The organism is Streptomyces mutabilis (genome assembly GCF_046628145.1).
Classification (GTDB): Bacteria; Actinomycetota; Actinomycetes; order Streptomycetales; family Streptomycetaceae; genus Streptomyces; species Streptomyces mutabilis.
Map to the genome: position 1 here is coordinate 6,887,989 of NZ_CP176874.1, position 20,569 is coordinate 6,908,557.

14 protein-coding genes and 1 pseudogene are annotated in these 20,569 nt (G+C 74.2%); 12 read left to right on the plus strand and 3 right to left on the minus strand.

The features are described 5' to 3' along the window. Positions 1-2 precede the first annotated feature (2 nt). The 4 genes from ACLIN4_RS30820 (at position 3) to ACLIN4_RS30835 (ending at position 4,397) form a co-directional block, all read left to right on the plus strand. A complete protein-coding gene (locus tag ACLIN4_RS30820; RefSeq protein ID WP_289909386.1) occupies positions 3-1,379 on the plus strand; it encodes an NtaA/DmoA family FMN-dependent monooxygenase in 1,377 nt (458 codons plus the stop codon). Positions 1,380-1,594: 215 nt separating this feature from the next. Next, positions 1,595-2,152 carry an NADPH-dependent FMN reductase gene (gene ssuE, locus ACLIN4_RS30825; RefSeq protein WP_100047107.1) on the plus strand — a complete coding sequence of 186 codons (558 nt, stop codon included), beginning with the start codon at positions 1,595-1,597 and terminating at the stop codon, positions 2,150-2,152. A gap of 71 nt (positions 2,153-2,223) precedes the next feature. Further along, on the plus strand, positions 2,224-3,390 hold the full coding sequence (locus tag ACLIN4_RS30830) for an LLM class flavin-dependent oxidoreductase (RefSeq protein ID WP_307651758.1): 1,167 nt from the start codon (positions 2,224-2,226) through the stop codon (positions 3,388-3,390). Between the two features lie 218 nt (positions 3,391-3,608). Next, positions 3,609-4,397 (plus strand): FHA domain-containing protein, encoded by a 789-nt coding sequence (locus tag ACLIN4_RS30835; RefSeq protein ID WP_289909383.1) that lies wholly within the window; start codon positions 3,609-3,611, stop codon positions 4,395-4,397. Between the two features lie 49 nt (positions 4,398-4,446). Here the strand turns inward: ACLIN4_RS30835 and ACLIN4_RS30840 are convergent, their stop codons facing one another. Continuing rightward, a complete protein-coding gene (locus tag ACLIN4_RS30840) occupies positions 4,447-6,402 on the minus strand; it encodes a serine/threonine-protein kinase (RefSeq protein ID WP_289909382.1) in 1,956 nt (651 codons plus the stop codon). 222 nt (positions 6,403-6,624) lie between these two features. On the opposite strand from ACLIN4_RS30840, the gene ACLIN4_RS30845 reads away from it, so the two are divergent. From ACLIN4_RS30845 to ACLIN4_RS30875, 7 genes and pseudogenes are all read left to right on the plus strand, one after another. Continuing rightward, the gene (locus tag ACLIN4_RS30845) at positions 6,625-7,407 is read left to right on the plus strand and encodes a polysaccharide lyase family 7 protein (protein WP_307651757.1); all 783 of its coding nucleotides are present in this window, start codon (positions 6,625-6,627) and stop codon (positions 7,405-7,407) included. A 96-nt stretch (positions 7,408-7,503) separates the two neighbouring features. Further along, positions 7,504-8,586, plus strand: coding sequence for a serine/threonine-protein kinase (locus ACLIN4_RS30850; protein WP_269959542.1), 1,083 nt, complete (start codon positions 7,504-7,506; stop codon positions 8,584-8,586). 62 nt (positions 8,587-8,648) lie between these two features. Then, positions 8,649-9,989, plus strand: coding sequence for a hypothetical protein (locus ACLIN4_RS30855; protein ID WP_289909380.1), 1,341 nt, complete (start codon positions 8,649-8,651; stop codon positions 9,987-9,989). After that, a complete protein-coding gene (locus ACLIN4_RS30860) occupies positions 9,986-10,501 on the plus strand; it encodes a hypothetical protein (protein WP_107477442.1) in 516 nt (171 codons plus the stop codon). Before ACLIN4_RS30855 ends, ACLIN4_RS30860 begins: the two co-directional genes overlap by 4 nt. 23 nt (positions 10,502-10,524) lie before the next feature. Then, positions 10,525-10,695 (plus strand): annotated as a pseudogene (locus ACLIN4_RS30865) (Hsp70 family protein); the annotation flags it as partial. Positions 10,696-10,909: 214 nt separating this feature from the next. Then, positions 10,910-13,027, plus strand: coding sequence for an Hsp70 family protein (locus ACLIN4_RS30870; RefSeq protein ID WP_411576793.1), 2,118 nt, complete (start codon positions 10,910-10,912; stop codon positions 13,025-13,027). A 128-nt stretch (positions 13,028-13,155) separates the two neighbouring features. Then, on the plus strand, positions 13,156-14,562 hold the full coding sequence (locus ACLIN4_RS30875) for a tetratricopeptide repeat protein (RefSeq protein ID WP_289909379.1): 1,407 nt from the start codon (positions 13,156-13,158) through the stop codon (positions 14,560-14,562). Here ACLIN4_RS30875 and ACLIN4_RS30880 read toward each other — a convergent pair. After that, positions 14,496-15,575, minus strand: a complete 1,080-nt coding sequence (locus ACLIN4_RS30880) for a hypothetical protein (RefSeq protein WP_100047112.1) — start codon at positions 15,573-15,575, stop codon at positions 14,496-14,498. The two genes, ACLIN4_RS30875 and ACLIN4_RS30880, sit on opposite strands and share 67 nt — an antisense overlap. Before the next feature lie 72 nt (positions 15,576-15,647). On the opposite strand from ACLIN4_RS30880, the gene ACLIN4_RS30885 reads away from it, so the two are divergent. Next, a complete protein-coding gene (locus tag ACLIN4_RS30885; RefSeq protein ID WP_411576454.1) occupies positions 15,648-17,483 on the plus strand; it encodes a LuxR C-terminal-related transcriptional regulator in 1,836 nt (611 codons plus the stop codon). A 319-nt stretch (positions 17,484-17,802) separates the two neighbouring features. On the opposite strand, the gene ACLIN4_RS30890 is transcribed toward ACLIN4_RS30885, so the two are convergent. Further along, positions 17,803-20,496, minus strand: a complete 2,694-nt coding sequence (locus ACLIN4_RS30890) for a CHAT domain-containing protein (RefSeq protein WP_411576794.1) — start codon at positions 20,494-20,496, stop codon at positions 17,803-17,805. Between the last annotated feature and the right edge of the window lie 73 nt (positions 20,497-20,569).

The window sequence follows — 20,569 nt, forward strand, 5'->3', positions numbered from 1 at the left end:
TCATGAGCAAGCCGCTGAAGCGGATCCACCTGGCCGCCCACTTCCCGGGCGTCAACAACACCACCGTGTGGAGCGACCCGGAGGCCGGCAGTCATATCGACTTCGGTTCGTTCGTGCACTTCGCGCAGACCGCCGAACGTGCCAAGTTCGACTTCCTGTTCCTGGCCGAGGGGCTCAGACTGCGCGAACAGGGCGGAAAGATCTACGACCTGGACGTCGTCGGCCGCCCCGACACCTTCACCGTCCTGGCCGCGCTCGCCGCCGTCACCGAGCGCCTCGGGCTGACCGGCACCATCAACTCCACGTTCAACGAGCCCTATGAGGTCGCCCGTCAGTTCGCCAGCCTCGACCACCTCTCCGGCGGCCGCGCAGCCTGGAACGTGGTCACCTCCTGGGACGCCTTCACCGGCGAGAACTTCCGTCGCGGCGGCTTCCTCCCGCAGGAGGAGCGCTACAGCCGTGCCGAGGAGTTCCTCGCCACGGCGAACGAACTCCTCGACTCCTGGCACGGCGACGAGATCGTCGCCGACCAGGTCACCGGTACCTTCCTGCGGGATGCGAAGGTCGGCTCCTTCGTCCACACGGGGCAGCACTTCGACATCCACGGCCGGTTCAACGTCCCGCGCTCCCCACAGGGGCGCCCGGTGATCTTCCAGGCGGGAGACTCCGACGAGGGCCGTGAGTTCGCCGCGGCGGGCGCCGACGCGATCTTCAGCAGGCACGCCACCCTGGAGGCGGGCCAGGCGTTCTACGCCGACGTCAAGCACCGCCTCGCCACGTACGGCCGCCGCCCCGAGGAGCTCCTCGTCCTGCCCGCCGCCACCTTCGTGCTCGGCGACACCGACGCGGAGGCGGAGGAACTGGCACAGGAGGTGCGCCGCCGGCAGGTCAGCGGTGCCACCGCCCTCAGGCACCTGGAGTTCGTCTGGAACCGGGACCTGTCGTCGTACGACCCCGAGGGGCCGCTTCCCGACATCGACCCGGACGTCGGCGACCACCACATCGCCGAGGGCCGTGCCCAGGTACGGATGTACCGCGACCCGCTGGCCACGGCCCGGGAATGGCGCGCGCTCGCCGCGGCCAACAACTGGTCCATCCGCGATCTCGTCATCAACACCGGCAACCGCCAGAACTTCGTGGGCTCCCCGGAGACCGTCGCCAGGAACATCAACCACTTCGTGCAGGCCGACGCTTCCGACGGCTTCATCCTCGTCCCCCACATCACACCGGGCGGCCTCGACGTCTTCGCGGACAAGGTGGTCCCCCTCCTCCAGGAACGGGGCGTCTTCCGCGCGGAGTACGAGGGCCCGACCCTGCGGCACCAGCTCGGCCTCGCCCACCCCGACGACCCACGCGGCGAGCGGCGGGCGGCGTCGTGAAGTCCGCCTGCCCCGCGCAGCGGCACCGCCGGGGCCACTCCTCCCCACCACGGAAGGCGTGACCTCCTCGCCCGACGAGCCCGACGAGCCCGACGACCTCGACGAGCGCCACGACCTCGACGAGCCCGACGGCCTCGACGAGCCCGACCCCGGCCGTCACCTCGTCACCGGGCGAACCGCCCACCCACCCGGTACCCGCGAAAGGTTCACCCACCATGGCCACCGTCCTCTCCGTCTCCGGAAGTCCCTCCGCCACCTCCCGCACCGCACGGCTGCTGCGCCACCTGGACGAACGGCTCATCGCGCAGGGGCACGAGGTGATCGCGCTCGACGTCCGCACCCTCCCCGCCGACGCGCTGCTCGGTGCCGATTTCCGGCACCCCGCGATCGTCGAGGCCACCGCCCTGTTCGACCGGGCGGACGGTGTCGTGATCGGCACGCCCGTCTACAAGGCCGCCTACTCCGGGCTGCTCAAGGCGCTGCTCGACCTGCTCCCGCAGTACGCGCTGGCCGGCAAGACCGTCCTCCCGCTGGCCACCGGGGGCAGCATCGCCCACGTCCTGGCCATCGACTACGCCCTGCGCCCCGTGCTGAGCTCCATGGGCGCCGCGCACATCGTCCCCGGCTGGTTCACGCTCGACAAGGACATCACCGCCGGCGACGACGGCGCGCTGACCCTCGCCCCGAGCGCGGCCGAGCCCTTGGCCCAGGTGTCGGACCTCTTCTCCGCAGCGCTGGGTGGGCGAACGCCCTTGTTGGCGGCCACCGGATGAGCACCGCGTGCGTGACCCCCTTGCCCAGTCCTCCCGCACCGTTGCGAGTGCGTCCCTGATCGGAGACCCAGGTGCCCCTCACGTTCCACTGGTTCCTTCCCACCAACGGAGACAGCCGCCACGTCGTCGGCGGCGGTCATGGCACCCCCGCCACGTCGTCCGGCCGGGACCGGCCGCCCACCGTCGCCTATCTCACCCAGATCGCCCGCGCCGCCGAGGACCTGGGCTTCGTCGGCGCGCTCACCCCGACCGGCGCCTGGTGCGAGGACGCCTGGCTGACCACCGCCATGGTCAGCCAGCACACCGAACGCCTGAAGTTCCTGGTCGCCTTCCGCCCGGGGTTCGTCTCGCCGACCCTGGGCGCGCAGATGGCGTCCACCTTCCAGAGGCAGACCGGTGGGCGGCTCTCGCTGAACGTGGTCACGGGCGGTGAGAGCGTCGAGCAACGGGCGTACGGCGACTTCCTCGACAAGGACGCCCGGTATCGCCGTACCGGAGAGTTCCTGGAGGTCGTACGCGGGTTGTGGGAGGGCGGGACCGTCGGCCTGCGAGGGGAACACCTCCAGGTCGAGGGAGCCCGGCTCGCCCGGCTGCCCGACCCCCTGCCCGAGGTGTACTTCGGTGGCTCCTCACCCGTCGCAGGCGAGGTCGCGGCACGCCATGCGGACGTCTACCTCACCTGGGGCGAGCCACCCGCCGCCGTCGCCGAGAAGATCGCCTGGATCAGGGCGCTGGCCGACGGGGAAGGTCGCCGCATCCGCTTCGGCATCCGCCTGCACGTCATCACCCGCGACACCTCCGCGCAGGCGTGGGCCGAGGCGAACCGGCTCCTCGAAGGCTTCGACGAGGGCACCGTACGGGCCGTGCAGGCCGGCCTCGCCCGCAGCGAGTCCGAGGGACAGCGGCGCATGCTGGACCTGCACGGAGGGAGCCGGGACGACCTGGAGATCCACCCCAACCTGTGGGCCGGGATCGGGCTGGTGCGGGGTGGCGCGGGCACCGCGCTGGTCGGCAGTCACGACGAGGTCGCCGCACGGATCGCCGAATACCACCGACTCGGCATCGACGAGTTCGTCCTCTCCGGCTGTCCGCATCTGGAGGAGGCGTACTGGTTCGGCGAGGGCGTGCTGCCGAGGCTTCGGGCCCAGGGCCTGTGGACCCATCCGTTCCGCCCCGGTGCGGTCGCGTCGTCGTCAGCGGCGCAGGCGGCTCTCACGGGTGCCACGAGTCCGCGATGACCCACGCTGTGGGCCGCAGGCCCCGGACCACGGCCACCGAGCACCACTGCCGAAGCCCGCTGAACCACGCCTCCTGCCGCCCCCGAGGCCGGGACGCCGTCACACGCCCTCCACCTGGGGCGGGAGGGGTCCCGGGGCGGGCGCGGATACTGGCCGGTACGCCGGACGCCCGCCGAGCGGCTGCCGTACGCCAAGGTCACGAACGGAGGAGACCAGCGATGACCCTCTCCACCAGCCTCGCTCGTGGTGTGGCGCCCACCACGCCAGGAACCCTGCACGCCCGTACGGTCGCCGGTGAACTCAGCGCGCCGCCCCGCCAGGGGCTGACCGTCCGCTTCGGGCGCGGTGAAAGGCCGGACGTGGACCTCGGGGTCGGTGTGGACGACCTGCGGGTGAGCCGGCGGCACGGCGAGCTGACCTACCGCCGGGGACAGTGGTGGCTGCGCAACACCGGGCAGCAACTCGTCCGGCTGCCGCGCGGCCGGATGCTGCACCTCAGCACCGACCCCCTCCCGCTCGCCACCGGATACACCCCGCTGTTCGTCAAGGGCTCGGGCTACCGCGAGCACCTGGTCGAGCTGTACGTGGCGGGCCACGACGACCAGGGGCCGGTGTCCCGACGGCGCGCCGAGACCGTACGGCCGGAGACGTGGTCGCTGGACGACGACGAACGGCTGCTGCTGGTGGTCCTCGGTCAGCGGTACCTGCTCTACGAGGAGGACCCCCGTCCCCTCACCTACCGTCAGGCCGCCGAGCGGCTCGCCTACCTGTGCCCGGACGCCAGGTGGAACGAGCGCAGGATCGAGTTCCGGATCGAGGCCGTGCGCCGCCGGCTGCACGGCACCGGGTTCAAGTACCCGCTGCTGCACGACAGGTCCGAGGGCCGGCCGGCCGACAACCGTCTGCTGCACAACCTGATCAGGGGGCTCGTGGAGTCGACGACCCTCGTGCCGCCGGACCTGGAACTGATGGAGGACGACGAGGCCTGGCCGGATCCGCCGCTCTGAGGAGGCGACGGCGTCCGCCGGCTCGTCGGACCGTGCGGCGAGCGCGAGGTCACTGTGCGCGCAGTGCGGCGGCGGCCGAGGCCGCGAGGCCGGTGGCCGTCGTGCAGAGCCGGTCCGCGGGCCGCTGCCCGCCGACGTCCAGGCGGACCATCTCGGCGGCCGTCTCGGCGCCCTGGCCGCTGTATCTGCGGTACTCGACGAAGACCGCGCAGGTGTCGCCGTCGTCGTCCGGTTCGACGATCGTGCGGTACCCGCTCAGCTCGGTGGCGGTGGCGCCGCCCTCCGCGGACTTGGGCTGGTCGCGGAAGAAGCTCACCTCCACGTCCAGCTCGTCGACGTCGCTCGACCACTCGCAGCTCCAGTTCGCGACCCCGACCTCCGGTACGTCGGCCTTGAGGCCGGGCACGGCGGACAGCGCCTCGGCGTCCAGGAGTTCGCAGGCGTCCTTCCACGCCAGCGACGTGCGCGGGTAGCCCGGGGAGCGCCGCGGGACCGGACCCCGGTTCAGCACCTCGGCCGCGCCGGTGGCGGCCCTGTCGGCGACCGTGCACAGGGTCGCCCTGCCGCCGACCACGGTGCCCTTGCCCATGTTGACGCGGATGCCGACCAGGGTGCCGTCCGTGTCGCTCCCGGACGTCAGCAGCAGCCGGCACTCGTCGCTCTCCGCCTCGTCCTCGCGGACGCCCACCCGCCCGACGGTGCGGGAGGGTTTCGTCCCCTCCGGCGGGGACCCCTGAAGGAGACTGACCGACACGTCGATCCGGGTCCGGTCGTCGATGTCGACGAGCACGTCGCAGCGGTCGAAGTTCCCGTAGTCCACGTCCACATGGACGTCCCCGTCACCGAACCCCTCCAGGGCGGCGGGGTCGGCCAGGGCGCACACGTCGGCCGTGTGCGGGTCGCCGATCAGGGCCCGCCGTTCGCCGTCCGAGGCGTGCGTCTCCAGCCGGCTCGGCCCGGCACCGGGGTCGGCCTTCCCGTCGTCGCCGGTGCCGGGGAGGACGACGAGCCCCAGGGCCAGTACGGCGCTGAGGCCGACGGCTGCCGCGATCAGCGGCCGGCGCAGGCGCCGGCGTCCGGTGACCGTGTCCGCGGCGGCGTCGCCCCCGGCCGTCCTCGGATCGGCCCCGGCGATCTCCTCCAGCAGCCGCCCTGCCTCGGCGGCGTCGGGGCGCTGCCGGGGATCGCGGCGCAGCATGGCGGCGAGCACGGGATACAGCGGGCCCACGGCGGCGTCCACCTCGACGACGCCCTGCTCGGCCTTCCAGTACCTCAGCCGCTCGGCCTCCTCGCCGTCGTCCCCGGTCTCCGAGGACGCCGGGTCCTCCACGGGTGCGCCACCGCGTGGCGGCGCACCCGTGACCAGGGCGTGCAGGGTGGCGGCCAGGCAGAACACGTCCGACGCCGGCCGGGGCACATTGCCCCGGGCCAGTTCGGGGGCGGCGTAGTCGGGGGTGAAGCTGAAGGGACCGTTGACGGTGATGGTCTCCGTGCCGCCGATCCGGTAGGCGGCGCCGAAGTCCAGTAACTTCGCGTCACCCTGCCGGGTGAGGCCGATGTTGGCCGGCTTGACGTCGCAGTGCACGACGCCCGATTCGTGCAGGGCGGTCAGGGCGTCGGCGAGCTGGGCACCGATGCGCGCCGCCCGCCGCGGGGAGACCGCCGGCCGCCGGTCCAGGCCGCCACCGGTCACGTACTCCATGACGAACCAGTACGTCGGTCCGCCGACCCCGCCCCCTGCCCCGGCGCCGTCCTCGTCCTGTGGCACGGTCACGACGTCGAACAGCGTCACCACGTGGGGATGGCCGCGGAACTTGGCCATGGCACGCGGTTCACCCAGCAGCCGCCGCACCGCGGTGTCGCTCTCGCCGTCCGCCCGCTCCGGTTTGAGCGCGACGTCCTGACCCACCACCGTGTCGTGGGCCAGCCACACGTCGCCGCCCCGTCCCGCGCCGATGACCTCCTTGAGGACATAGCGGTCGGCGAACCGGTCCCCGGAACGCACGGATCTTCCCCCTCGGTCGACTCCGGAACCCCACACGGCCCAGGCCGCGCGTACGGAACGAACCTACTGCGTGGAGCGGACCGCGCGCATCGTCTGCCCAGAGCCTCCATCAGTCGCACTCATGCCCGGCAGCGGCCCGGTCGCGGGCTCCGGGACCCGTCCCGCACGCGTCGCCTACGGTACGCGGCGCACCGACCGCACACCCCGACAGGAGGGCCCTCCATGCCACGTACCCCGACCCTCGTGCTGGCCGGCCTCACGGCGGCCGTCTCGACCACCGCGCTCGGACCGTCCGCCCACGCCGGCGCCCCCGCCCCGCACGACCGGCCGGCCGCCCGGTGCGCGAACCCCGCCGACGTCCTCGACCTGACGAACTGGAAGCTGACCCTGCCCACCGGTGAGGAAGAGGACCCCGCCGAGATAACCCAACCCGAGCTGGCCGCCTTCTCCGCCGCCCCCTGGTTCCGGGCCGAGACCGGCTGCGACGCGGTGCGCTTCCGGGCCGCCGTCAACGGAGTCACCACGGGAGGTTCGAGCTACCCGCGCGCCGAGCTGCGGGAGATGACCGAGGGCGGCGAGGACGAGGCCGCCTGGTCCACCACCGACGGCACCCACACCCTCGTGGTCAGGGAGGCGTTCACGGCCCTGCCCGAGGAACGGCCCTACGTGGTCGGCGCCCAGGTCCACGGCGGCGACGACGACGTCACCGTCTTCCGTCTCGAAGGCAGCCGCCTCTACGTCACCGACGGCGACGACCGCCACCACCACCTCGTGACCGACGACTACGAGTTGGGCACCGAGTTCGAGGCCGGGTTCGTCGCGAAGGACGGGGAGATCGACGCGTACTACAACGGCCGGCTGCAGACCACCGTCTCCCACGACGGCGACACCAACTACTTCAAGGCGGGCGCCTACACACAGGCCAACTGCGACAACTCCGAGCCGTGCACCGAACGGAACCACGGCGAGGTCCGCATCTCCCACATCCGGGTCACCCATTCCTGACCGGCGTACCGCGACCGGGCGGCGCCGGCGTCCGGGAGGGGTCCCGGCGGACCCGTGCCACGGTGTCCGGGCACGGGGGAACGGAAGGGGGAGCCGATGACGGGGGACACGACGGGCGCGGAGGGGACCCTGCTCACCCGTGGGCAGCGGATCAACTCGGCGCTCGTCGTGGATCGGCGGCTGGGCGAGGGGGCCTTCGCCGAGGTGTACCGGGTGCGCCACCACATCCTCGGCTGGCAGGCGCTCAAGCTCTTCAAGCACGTGGCCTCGCTGGAGGCCACGTCCAGGATGTTCGACGAGGCGCGCATCCTCTCCACGCTGGGCCACCCCAACATCATCCGGGTGTTCGACGCGGGCACCGTGCAGACCTCCGAGGGCGTGCGCGGCTATATCACCATGGAATACGTCGCGGGCGGCAGCCTGGAGCGGCTGGTCGCCTCCCACTCCGGCGCGGTCCCGGTCGGTGAGGCCGCGGCCGTGCTGTGCCAGGCCGCGGACGGACTCGCCGTCGCGCACGAGCGCCAGCACCCGATCGTGCACCGCGACCTGTCCCTGGCCAACGTGCTGATCACCTATGACGAGTCCGGGCTGCGGGTGAAGGTGAGCGACTTCGGGCTGGCCAAGGAGACCGACCCGGGCACGATGGCGGCCAGCGCCCAGGGGACGGTCGCCTACATGCCGCCGGAGGTGCTGCGCCGGGGCACCGGATACTCGTGCGCCGGTGACGTGTGGGCGCTGGGCACCATCGCGTATTTCCTGCTCACCTCCCACTTTCCGTACGACGGCGGTGATCCGGTGCAGTCCTTCTCCCTGGAGCGGTTCAACCGCCCGCTGCCGCCGCCGAGCACTTTCAACGACGCGGTGGCACCCGAACTGGACCGCCTGGTCACGGACATGCTGCGCACGGACCCGGCCGAGCGGCCCGCCACGGCCCGCGAGGTCGCCGAACGGGCCGTCTCCCTGCGGACCTCACCGGGTCCGCCGCCGGCCCGCGACGCGCCGGCGGCGGTGGAGCGGGCCGTCGAGGAGCAGGTACGGGCCGCCGTCGCACTCTCCCGGACGCCGGGCCGGCTGGCCGAGGCCGCGAACCAGCTGGAAGAGGCCGTCAGCCGTCACCCCCGGCTCAGGGAACGGCACATGGCACGGCTGACGACCTGGCGCCGCGGGGTGGTCATGTGAACGGCACGACGCGCACGACGCACAAGGCACGGGCGTACCGGCAGCGGACGTATGGAGAGCGGATGGACAACACCACTGCGGGCGACCGGACGGACGAGCCGTCCGCCGTCCGGCGCGGCACCGGCAAGCTGTCGCGTTTCGCTGACCTGGCAGGCGCGCGGCTCTACCACGACAACGCCTTCGCCGTCACCGGGCTCCCGGTGACCGCGCACGGACGCGCCGTACGGCAGCACAGACAGCGGCTGGAGGCCCGGCTCGCGGTGCAGGACCACCTCCCCCCGGGCCCGGACTCGCCGCTGGCGGGACGGCGCGGCAAGGAGGAGGTCCGGGCCGCGTTCGAGGAGTTCCAGGACCCGCGGCGGCGGCTCGTCGACGAGCTGCTGTGGCGGTGGGGGGAGCCGGGCCCCGAATGCGGCTGTCCCCCTTCCGTGCACGAGGAGCACGACGAGGCGGTGCGCCTGCACGCCATGGTGCTGGAGGCGGAGGCCGGCCGGATCACCACCGCACCGGACGGGCGGGACACCCTGTGGCGGGGCGCGGCCGCCGCCTGGGGACGCCTGCTGGAACGCCCGGAGTTCCGGCGGCACATCGCCCACCGGATCGGCGAACTGGACGATCCCCGGCTCGGCGGACACTCGGCGGACGACTTCCTCACCGCCCTTCCCCGCCTCCTGGTGTCCCCGTTCCGGGACCTCGCCGCCGACCCGGACTTCCGGCCCCGGCTCGCCCCCGTCTGCACGGGCTGGGCGGAGTACGCGGTCTTCACGGACCTCTTCGCCGGGCTGTTCGAGGAGATGGTGGAGGAGACCGTCCAGGAGATCACCGACGGACTGCGGTCCGCGAACGCGAAGAAGGAAGCCGGGCTGTTCGGCGACGCCGAAATGATCCTGCGGCGGGAGGTGCTGCCCGCGTTCGACCGGATCGGTGAACTCCGGGCGTTCGTGTCGGACTGGCGGTACGACGACGTCTCGCACGCCGTCGCCGTGGGCGTCGGCAACCTGGCCGTGGCGATGCTGGGCCATCACCGGTTCAAGGCGCCGACCCGCAGACAGAAGCAGACGGTGGTCGAGCTCGCGGAGAAGGCGTACGAGATCGCCCCGGAAGCCCATGTACGGGCGTTCGCGGAGAACTGGGACGTCATCTACGAGTGGTCCCGGCGGACCGTCACCGCACGCTCGGCCCCGGCACGGTCGCGTGAGAGGTCGGCCTTCCTCGACTGGGTGGGCTGCTGGCTGGCAGTCCTGACGATCGTCGGGCTGGTCGTGCTGTGGACGGTCAAGGGCTGGGAGTGGGCGGCGGGAGCCTTCCTGGGCCTGGGCTTCGTGGTCGCCGCCGCCGAGCGGATCGTCGACTGGTGCCGCCAAATCCAGGACTACAGGAACAGAAGGAGGTTCCGCCTGTGACGTCCCCGGTCCGCCGCCGCGTGCACGACGTACGTGCCGCGCTCCGCCAGCTCCGACACCCACCCGAGTTCCGCGTCCCCCGCCCGCTCCTGACGCCCGACCAGGCCGACTGGGCCGCGACCGTGCTGGCCGAGGCGGAGGCCGCCGAAGCCCTGGCGAAACGGCCCGGCGCCGGAACCGACGCGCTGCTGGGGGCGGCCATCGGCCTCTGGCGCGCCCTGCGCAAGCTCGACAAGGGGAGCGGCCCCCTCTCGGCGGCCGACCTGCGGCAGGTACGCCGCCAGGTCCACGCGAGCCGCCAGGCGCTCGCCGACGACGGGCTGGAGATCCAGGAGCACGACGGCATGCCCTTCGACTCCGGCCAGTCCCTGGAGGCCCTGGTGATCCAGGACGAGCCGGGGCTCGACCGGGAGACCGTGCTGGAGACCGTCCGGCCCACCGTCTACTTCCGCGGCGAACGGATCCAGATGGGCCAGGTCATCGTCGGCAGGCCCGTGCCCCCCACCCCGTGAACCACCAAGGAGACCACGCGACCATGCGCGAGACCATCGACTTCGGAATCGACCTCGGCACCACCAACAGCGCCATCGCGGTGGCGGAGGACGACGGCGTACGCGTCATCAAGAACAACGACGGCTGGGACTTCACCCCCTCCGCCGTGTGGATCCCCAAGGAGGGGGTGATCCACGTGGGCAGGCGGGCCAGGGAACGCACGGAGACCGACCCGGGCAACGCGTACGCGGAGTTCAAGCTGGAGATGGGCGCCGCGGGCGCGGGCCGGCTCTTCGAACGCACCGGTGTGACGCTCACGCCCGAGGAACTGTCCGCGGAGGTGCTCAAGTCCCTGCGGCAGGACGCCGCACACGAGTACGGCCACCAGCCGGCGGCGGCCGTGATCACCGTCCCCCGCCTCCTTCGCGCTGAACCAGAACAACGCCACCGGCTCGGCCGCCGCCCTCGCCGGACTCGGCGAGCACTGCCCGCTGGTGCAGGAGCCGACCGCAGCCGCCATCGCCTACGGCGTGCAGGACGCGTCCGAATCGGCGCACTGGATGGTGTTCGACCTGGGCGGAGGCACCTTCGACGCCGCCCTGATGAGCAAGCGCGACGGTGAGCTCCAGCTCATCCAGCACGCCGGCGACCCCTACCTGGGCGGCAAACTCATCGACTGGGCCCTCGTCGACGACCTGCTGGCCCCCGCGGTCCGGCGGGACCTCGGCCTCGCCGACTTCAACCGCAACAACCGCGGCCGCTGGCGCAAGAACTTCGCCAAGCTCAAGCTGGAGGCGGAGAACGCCAAGATCGCGCTGTCCCGCGCGGGTTCGGTCGAGATCTCCGTCGACCTCGACGACGGCAACGGCGGCACCGAACCCTTCGAATACACCCTGACCCGCGGCGCCCTCGACGACCTCGCGCTGCCGTTCTACACCCGCGCGGTCCGCCTGTGCCGCGAGGCACTGGCCGACAGCTCCCTGCGCCCCGACCACATCGACCGCCTGCTCCTGGTCGGCGGCGCCACCCTCAGCCCCGGCCTGCGCGAACTGCTCGCCGACCCGGTCGACGGCCCCGGCATCCCCCTCGACCACAGCCAGGACCCCACCACCGTGGTCGCGCGCGGCGCCGCCGTGTTCGCCCGCACGGTCCGGCTGCCCAGGAAGCCGCAGCGGGCGGCGCCGGGCGAGTTCGCGATCGAACTGCACTATCCGGCGCAGTCCGTCGACACCACCGGCATCCCGGTCTCCGGAAAGGTCAGCAGCGGCGGCGCGGTCGACTGGACGCGGTACACCGTCACCCTGACCAACCCCGAGGGCCGCCCGCCCTTCCGCGGCCCGCGCACCGAACTCGGCCCGGACGGCACCTTCTACACCGAGGTGGCCATCGACACCGACACCCGGTCCCGCTTCACCGTCGAGCTCACCGACACCTCCGGCACCCGGCGCGACCTCGCCGGGGGCACCTTCTCCATCGCCCACGCCTCGGTCCTCCCCGGCGACGCGGTACTCACCGGCACGCTCGGCATCGGCAAGGCCGACGGCACCTTCGACCCGCTGCTGCGCAAGGGCACCACCCTGCCGGCCCAGGTGACCAAGCCGTACCGGACGACCATCCCGCTGCGCCGCTCCCAGCCCGACGCCGTCATCCGCATCCCGCTGCTGGAGGGGGAGCGCAGGCGCGCCGACCGCAACACCCGGGTCGGGCTGATCGAGGTCCGCCCGCGCGACATCCGCATCGACCTGCCGGCCCAGAGCGAGGTCGAGGTGACCTTCGAGATCCAGGCGAGCAGCCGGGACGTCCTCGTCACCGCCGACATCCCGCTGCTGGAGCAGCAGTTCGAGGCGACGATCAACCGCTCCGAACTGCTCGCCCCCGAACACGGCGAACTCGTGGACCGGCTGCACGACCTGGAGCAGCGCGTGCACCTCCTCCAGGACCAGGCCGGGAACGTCTTCGCGGAGCAGGCGCAGGCACGGCTCGACGACCTCGAGGAGCAGAAGACCGTCCCGCAGCTGCGCAAGGAGGTCGACGCGGCGGCCGTCGACACGGGTGCCGCCGTGACCAGCGACCGCCGCATCCGCGACGTGGAGGCGCTGCTCGACGACATCGAGGAGGCGATCGAGGTGCCCGGGCTGCAACGCGAGCTGTGGGACCTGCTCAGCGCCTGCGAGGACGTCGTCGAGCAGGTCGGGGGCGGCCCGTCGGACCGGCGGGAACTGCAGAGCATGCGCGACCGCGCCGGCGCGCTCGGCGAGGACGCCTCACCGGCCGACCTGCGGCGGCTGGTCAAGCGGGCCGGGGAGTTCCACGTCGAGCTGCTGCGCCGCACGGACCAGTGGGAGTACGTGGTCTTCAACGCGCTGGTCGAGGTGCGCGACGACATGTTCTCCCGCGCACAGGCGGACGCCGCGATCCTCGAGGGCCGCCGGGCCGTCGCCGCGGGCGACCGCCGGGCTCTCGCCGCTGTCAACGAGCGGCTGCGGCGACTGCTGCCGCCCGGGGCCGCGGACGAGGCCGGCCGGCTGTCCGGCGGGATCAACTAGGCAACGGGAACTGCGAGGTCCACCGGCCGGCGGGAACTGCCGGATCCACCGGTCAGTGGGAACCGCTGGGAACTACCGGCCGGGAACCGCCGCGGTATCAACCAGTCAACGGGAACGAGGAGTCGAAGGTGGCCACATCCAGAATCCCGCCGGGCCCCCCGCCCGGCGCGGTCCTGTCCGCGGGCGGAGGCGGCACGGAGGCCGACGGCACCCGGTCGGACCGAACGGCACCCGGCGCCGCCCGGACCGGCGGTGCGGAGTACGGCGGTACCGCGTCCGGCGTCCCCGACTCCGGAGGGCCGCCGTCCGCCGCCGACTCGCTCCGGGTGGCCCTGCTCGTCTCGCGCGCCCGTGCGGCGGCCCGCGCGGGCGACCTGGACGGGGCCCTGCGGATGCTGCGTGACGCGGACACCGTGAGGACGGGGACGGGGACGGGGACGGGGACGCGGACCGGCGCGGACGACCGACGCGGACACGACGAGACGGACCCGGACGCTCCCGACGTCGCCGGTCATCCGGACGTACTCGACCTGCTCGCCCGGATCCACGCCCAGCGCGGAGAGCCCGAGCAGGCCGCTGCCTGCTGGCGTCGGGCGCTGGAGCTGAACCCGGAAGACTCCGCCGCGTCCGCCGGGCTGGCGAGGATCGACCGGCTCGCCGGACGCGGTCCACGAGCCGCGCTGGCCCGGCACCGTACCGCCACGGCCCTGGCCGCCGCGGTCTGCGCGCTGGCCGCCGTCACGGCCGGCACCGCCGTCCTCGCGGACGGCGCCGGCGGGCGGCCGGAGCGGTCGGGCCCCTCCCAGGCCGACCTGGTCGAACAACGGGCCCGGCAGCTCGCCGCCGAACGCCGGGCGGAACAGGCACGCGACCGGGACCGTGCGGCCACCCGCCGGGCGGAAGCGGCCGAGGCACTTGCCCGCGCGCTGCGGGCACCGGGCATACGGCCACAGGCCCACGGCGACTCCGTGGAAGTCGCCTTCGCCGACGGACTGTTCTCCGAGGGTGCCGAGCTGACTCCGTCCGGCGCCGGACGGCTCGCCGTCCTCGGCGAACGCCTGGCCGGAAGACGGCTGCATGTCGAGATCCGCGGCCACGCGGCCACCGTCCCCGGCGCCCCGACCGGCGGCGGATCCGTCGTCGCCCTCTGGCGCGCCCTCATCGCGGCCCGCGAGCTGAGCGCCGCCACCGGCATGCCCCTCACCGCCTTCACCACGGCCAGCGCGGACCAGCGCGACGCGCCGTACGCCGAGCCCGCGAGGAACCGGACGGTCACCGTGGTCATCACGCCCGCCCAGCCGGCGGCTGCGGAAAAGGCCGGGCCCGCTTCCTCCCCCGAAGAAGCGGGCCCGGCGGGCTGGGACGTCACCCGGGTGTCCGAGCGACACCGTCCCCCGACGGTGACGTCCTCAGCCGCCCCCGGCGCCGGACTGTGGCCGCGGCGCCCGGGTGCCTGTGAGCCGCGCGGTCACCAGCACATGACCGCCGTCTCGCCCGCACCCCAGGAGGAGTACAGGCGCACCCGGACGACATAGCGGCGGCCCTTGACGAAACGGGCCCTGATCGTGGCGTTGCGGGGTGTGCCCCCGTCGTCGTGTCCGGCGAGGTAGCGGGGCTTCCCGTCCCGCACCTCGAAGACCACGACGACGGCGTCACTGTCGCCGAAGGTGCCCACGGTGTACTCGCGGGTCTCCGGCGGGTCGAGGCGGAAGTCGGCCTGCTCGCCCGGTCCGAGCCCGAGCGGCACCGAACGGAACGGCACCAGGGGGCCCGGACGGCCGGTGGGCGGGTACCAGCGCAGGGCGAACTCCTTGTCGGCGGCGGAGAGGGTGCCGGGCGGGTGCAGACCCGAGCGGTAGTGCTCCGGCTCCAGTATCAGTCCCGACGGGAAGGGGTACTCCATGATCGACTGCGGGTCCCAGACAGGGCCGTTGGCCTCGTCGCCGTCGAGCTTGCGCAGGATGTTGTGGAAGGTCCGCTCCCGGCTCCAGTGGTTCGGCGGGCCCGCCAGCTCGGCGTAGACCGCCTCGTCGTCCCAGAGGATGCCGGCGTACGGACTCTGGTGCTCGTGCAGCATGCCGAGCGCGTGCCCGATCTGATGCAGGGCCGTCGCACGCTCCCCGGGCGCGGTCAGGTCCCAGCCGAAGTTCATCGTGCGGTCGTTGAGACCGACGCCGAGCGCGTCCTTGCCCACCGTCGACCACGACCCGTCGCCGGGCTGGAAACCGATGCGCAGCTCGGCCTCCGAGCGGTCGCCGACCTCGGTGAGGACGAGCCCGATGCCGAGGTCCTGCCACTCCCGGAAGCAGTCGCGCACCACGTCCCGCTGCTCCTCGGTCCCCACCCACGACCCCCGCCGCGGACGTCCGGTGCCCGGCATCGGAACGACGGAGGAGTCCGTGTCCCCGCCGAGGAAGCAGTAGTGCAGCACGGTGCCGTTGACCCACATCCGCTGCCCGCCGACGAGCGCGGCGAGGCGCTCGGCGGCCAGTCCCGGCGCGAACACGGGATCCGGCTGCCGCGCCAGGGAGCAGTAGCGTGCGGTCATGGCCACCAGAATGCCGTCCGCGCGGCTGCGGGCGCCTGAGTCGAGGGGTACTCAAGTCGCCCTGTATCAGGGATGAGTATGCCGACTCATGTTGTCGTGACGACTTCTGAGCGGGACGTGAGGACACTCGGGGCGCCGTGGCCGTTCACCGGACGGGCGGACGAACTGGAGCTGGTACGCAGGTCGGTGACCGCCGGACGCGGCGGCATCGTGGTGACCGGGCCGGCCGGCTGCGGCAAGACCCGGCTGGTGACCGAGGCGGTGCGCGGCACGGACTGCGCCAGGGCGGCCGGGACGCCCGAGACCCGGGACATCCCCTTCGCCGCCTTCGCCCACCTGCTGCCCGAGACGGTCACCCTGCACCGGGCGGTTCAACTCCTGTCCGGCGTCCGGCTGCTGACGGTCGACGACGCCCACCTGCTCGATGCCGCCTCCGCCGCCCTCGTGCACCAGCTCGCCGTGCACGGCCGCACCCGGCTCCTGGTCGTCGCCACGGAGGGCGTGCCCGTGCCGGGCGCGGTGTCCCGGCTGTGGTCCGGGGAACTGCTGCCGCGCCTCGCCCTGCGGCCGCTGCCCCGCGAGGACACCGCCGAACTGCTCACGGCCGGTGCGGGCGTCGCCCTGGAGCCGCTCACCGCCGGCCGGCTGCACCGCCTCGGCGGCGGCGACCTGCGGCTGCTGCGCGAACTGCTGACCGCCGTGCGCGAACGGGGCCTGCTCACGCGGGTACCGGGCACGGACCGGCCGGCCTGGCGGGGGCCGGTGCCGGTCACCGAGGCCGTGCGGGAGCGCACCGCCCACGTCCTGGACCGCGCCCGCCCCGAGGAGCGTGAGGCGCTCGAACGCCTCGCCTTCGCGGAACCGCTGCCCCTCGGCCTGGAGGACTTCGACGTACGCGTCCTGGAGCGCCTGGAGGCCGAGGGACTGGTCGCCGTCGACGACCACGGCGCCACACGTCTCACCCATCCCCTGCACGGCCCGGTGCTGCGGGCCGCCGCGGGCCGGCTGCGGGCACGGCGCCTGGCCCGGACGCCCGACCGGTGCGAGCCCGCCCTCGCGGCGGAGGCGGCGGCCCTGGCCCGCCGCATCGAGCAGGCGGACGTACGGGACCCGGTGACGCCCGTGGGGGAGTGGCTGGTGGCCGAGGGGGCGCCGCTGCCCGCCGGGTACGCGGCACTGCGCGCCCGGTTCGCCCGTCTCGGCGGACGGCTGGCCGAGGCGGCGGCCTGGGCCGGCGAGGGCCTGCGGACCAGCCCCGAGGACCCGTCCTGCCGTGACGAACTAGCCCTGGCCGCGGCTCAGTCGGGCGACGCGGCGGCCGGGGACGGCGCGAGGGCCCAGGGCACGGGTGCGGTCGCCACCTGGGCCGCCGCCGCTCGCGGCGACCTGGACGAGGCGGTCCGCTCGGCCGCCGCGGGCGACCCGTACGACGCCGTCCGGCTCGGCGCGCCCGAGCGGGCGGCCGGCCGGCTGACCGGCGTCTTCGCCGCGCACGCCGACGCCCTCGCGCGGGGCGACGGACCCGCGCTGGACGAGGTGGCCGGGCGACTGGAGCGGCGTGGCTTCCTGCTCTTCGCGGCCGAGGCGTACGCCCAGGCGGTACGCGCCCACCGCGACCCGAGTGCCGCCCGCACCGCCCGCACCCGCGCCGCCGCCCTCACCCGACGCTGCGAGGGGGCCCGCACCCCCGCACTGTCCGGGCTGGTGCTCGGCGAACTCACCGCCCGCCAGCGGCAGATCGTCACGCTCGCCGCCGCCGGCCTCAGCAACCGGCAGATCGCGGAGAGACTCACCCTGTCCGTCCGGACCGTCGGCAACCACCTCTACGGCGCCTACACCCGCCTCGGCGCCGGCGACCGAGGCGCCCTGACCTGGCTGATGGAACTGCCCGAACCCCAGCCGGCGTGAGGAACGGGCGTGCGGGGCCGCGCCCTGCGGTCACGGCGCCCGGGGTCCTGCGGCCGTGACCACGGGCTCGCGACGGGGTGTCCGGCACGGCGGCACACCGCGGGGTGGAGGGCGGGCCGGGAGAGGGGGCGGTCATCACGGGATGTCCGGCCGCCTTGTGGACGGCGGTGACCACGGGTGCCCGGCCGAGCGGGGGCGGCCGACTGCGGGGAGGCCGCCGATCCGCGTACGGCGGTCCCCGTGGGAAGCCCGGCCACCTCGAACACGGCGGTCATCGCGGAGTGTCCGGCCGTACCCGGCTCGAGAACACCACGCGGCGTCAGGCCGCCCCGAACGCGGAGAACGCCCACCCCGTCGCCTGGTGCACCGCGTCGCCCGGCAGGGCCGCCCGCGCGTCGCGCAGCGCCTCCGCGAGGGACAGCCCCGCGTCCAGGCCCTTGTGCAGCGCGAGCATCAACGGCACCACCGCCGCGTCGTTGACCGGCGCGCTGCACGCCACCACCCCGGCCGTGCCCAGCGGCAGCAGCGCGGTGACCAGCCCGAGCAGCTCGTCGGCGCCGACCGAGGCGAAGCGGGCGGTGTCGCAGCAGGACAGGATGATCCGGTACGGGCTGCGGTCCAGCCGCTCGAAGTCGTGCACGATGAGCGGCCCGTCCGCCATCCGCAGCGACGAGAACAAGGGACTGTCCGCCCGGAACGTGCCGTGCGCGGCGATGTGCGCCAGCGCCGCCCCGTCCAGCTCCCGCAGCACCCGGGGCACCCGCGCCTCGTCCCCCTCCAGCACGATGGGCCGCGCGTCGGCCCGCGACTCGTACCCGTCGTCCGGCTCCGCCGTCCGCCCGCCGTCGCCCTCCGCGCAGGCGGCTTCCCCGCCCCGCTCGGTGGGCGCGGACGCCGGCACCGCACCGCCCCGCGCGGGGTGCCGGTCCGCGAGCTGAGGTACCTCGGCGCCACCGCTGGCCAGCCCCGGACCGCGTACCAGGACCTGGCGTCCGCCGGGCGGCGGGGCGGTCTCCTTGGCCCGGAGCCAGCTGCTCGCCGACGGGGAGACACTCAGGACCCGTTCGCGCAACGCGGGCAGCAGGGTCCACGGCACGCGGTGCAGCCGGCCGGGGGGTACGACGACGACCGGGCCGTTGCCGAGGTGGGCCGCGGCGGGACCGAGGAGGAGTTCCTGGAGGCGGGCGCCCGCCGCTTCCACCAGGGGCAGCCGGGCCTCGCCGCCGGGGTGGGCCAGCCGCCGCAGACCGGCCTGCACGTGCTCGGCCTCCCGCTCCGCCTCGGCCAGCAGCCCGGCCTCGAACCGCCGCACCCGCCCCTGCCCGCACAGCAGTACGTGCACGCGCCCGTCGAGCACGGCCAGTTCCACCAGACGCAGGTCGTCACCGAGCCGGTCCAGCAGACGCCCGACGTCGAACCGGTCGCCGTCCCCGGACCCCTCGCCCCGCATGTGCAGGGTGCGGGAACGGATCTCCCGTTCCAGGCGCCGCTGTTCGCGCTCCAGCGCGGGGGCGGGACGGCCACCGTCCGTGCGGGCCTCTTCCGCGCGGGCGGCCAGTTCCCGGAACGCCGTCATGGTGCTCAGCAGCACCGGATCGGCCGGGGGACGGGTCGGCGGCGCCGACAGCACCGTCGCCCGCCAGCGCTCGCTCCACACCAGCAGCCGCCGCGGCCCGCCCGACACCAGGCTCGCCCGCTGCGCCAGCGCCGCCAGCTCCGCGCCCTGCGCGGTGGCCCGCGCCCGCAACTCCGAGGCGCCCAGCGTCATCCGGTGGTCGTCGAGGACGTCCAGGCCCCGCCGGCACGCCTCCAGCACACCCCGCGCCGACCCCGCCGCCCGCGCCCGCAGCGCCTGCGCCGCCCACCCCGTCATCCGCGCGAGCGGCGGCCCGCCGTGCCGGCTGCGCGCGGCGACCGCCAGATGCCGTTCCGCGTCCGCCGTCCAGCCGAGGTCCAGCGCGATCCGGCCCGCCAGCAGCGAGGCCTCGGGCGCGGCCGGTGCCCCGAAGGCGGCCAGCCGCTCCGCCACCGCCGCCGCGTCCGCGACCAGCCGGCCCGAAGCGCGCCCCGTCGCCACCCGCGCCTCCAGCAGCACCAGCCGGGCGTGCGTCTCGTACCAGGAGCGCCGCTGCCCGGCGAACAGCCGCACCGCGAGTGCCGCGCGCGCCAGCGAGGTCTGCGGATCGCCCGCCAGCCGGGCCGCCCGCGCCGCCACCAGCAGCAGCTCCGCCTTGCGGGTGGACTGCCCGCCGATCCCGTCCAGCGCCGCGATCGCCCCGTCCGCCTCGGCCAGCGCCTCCGTGGCCAGCCCCGCCGCCATCAGCACCTCGCAGCGCCGGACGGACAGCATGAAGGTCGGCGTACCCAGCTTCCCGTACCGCTCCTCCGCCTCGTCCAGCAGCCTCAGCGCCGCCGGCACGTCACCCGACCGGAACGCCGCCAGCCCCCGGCTCTCCACCGCGTCGGCCTTGTCGTGTTCCTGGCCGGTGGTGTCCCACAGCGCCTCCGCCGCCGTGAAGTCGGCGTCCGCCCGCTCCACCGCCCCGAGCGCCAGATGCACGGTCGCCCGCAGGGTCAGAGCCCGCGCCGTCCAGATCACGTCGTCGGCCTGCCGGAGCACCGGGACCGCCCGGCGTACGTCCTCCAGCGCCTCGCCGTGCCGCCCCAGCACCCACCAGACGTACGCCCGCCGGTACAGCACCCGCGCCCTGGTGTGCCCGGTGCCGCGCGCCACCCCCCGCTCGAACGCGGCCAGACCCTCCCGGGTGCGCCCGGCGTGCACCAGCGCCACCCCGAGGGTGGCCAGGACGTCCGCCTCCCGCTCGGCCGAGTCCGCGCGGGCCGCCAGCTCCCGGGCACGCCGCAGGTGCGCCAGCGCCCGCCGGGTGTCGCCGAAGTCCCGCTGCCAGATGCCGATCACCTGATGGGCGACCGAGGCGTGCAGCGGTGAGGGATCGGCCCCGAGCAGCTCCTCCGCCCGGGCCAGCGCTTCGTTGGGGGCGGCGAACACCATCGGCAGCAGTTGGAGAACCGAGTCGCTTCCCGCTGTCACCCCACGGATGGTAGTGGTCCGGAACCACGCCCCA

Coding starts and splice junctions, on each gene's coding strand:
- ACLIN4_RS30845 (WP_307651757.1), top strand. CDS start 6,625: ATGCCACGTACCCCGACCCTCGTGCTGGCCGGCCTCACGGCGGCCGTC.
- ACLIN4_RS30880 (WP_100047112.1), bottom strand. CDS start 15,575: ATGACCGCACGCTACTGCTCCCTGGCGCGGCAGCCGGATCCCGTGTTC.
- ACLIN4_RS30835 (WP_289909383.1), top strand. CDS start 3,609: ATGACCCTCTCCACCAGCCTCGCTCGTGGTGTGGCGCCCACCACGCCA.
- ACLIN4_RS30885 (WP_411576454.1), top strand. CDS start 15,648: ATGAGTATGCCGACTCATGTTGTCGTGACGACTTCTGAGCGGGACGTG.
- ACLIN4_RS30820 (WP_289909386.1), top strand. CDS start 3: ATGAGCAAGCCGCTGAAGCGGATCCACCTGGCCGCCCACTTCCCGGGC.
- ssuE (WP_100047107.1), top strand. CDS start 1,595: ATGGCCACCGTCCTCTCCGTCTCCGGAAGTCCCTCCGCCACCTCCCGC.
- ACLIN4_RS30855 (WP_289909380.1), top strand. CDS start 8,649: ATGGACAACACCACTGCGGGCGACCGGACGGACGAGCCGTCCGCCGTC.
- ACLIN4_RS30850 (WP_269959542.1), top strand. CDS start 7,504: ATGACGGGGGACACGACGGGCGCGGAGGGGACCCTGCTCACCCGTGGG.
- ACLIN4_RS30890 (WP_411576794.1), bottom strand. CDS start 20,496: ATGGTGTTCGCCGCCCCCAACGAAGCGCTGGCCCGGGCGGAGGAGCTG.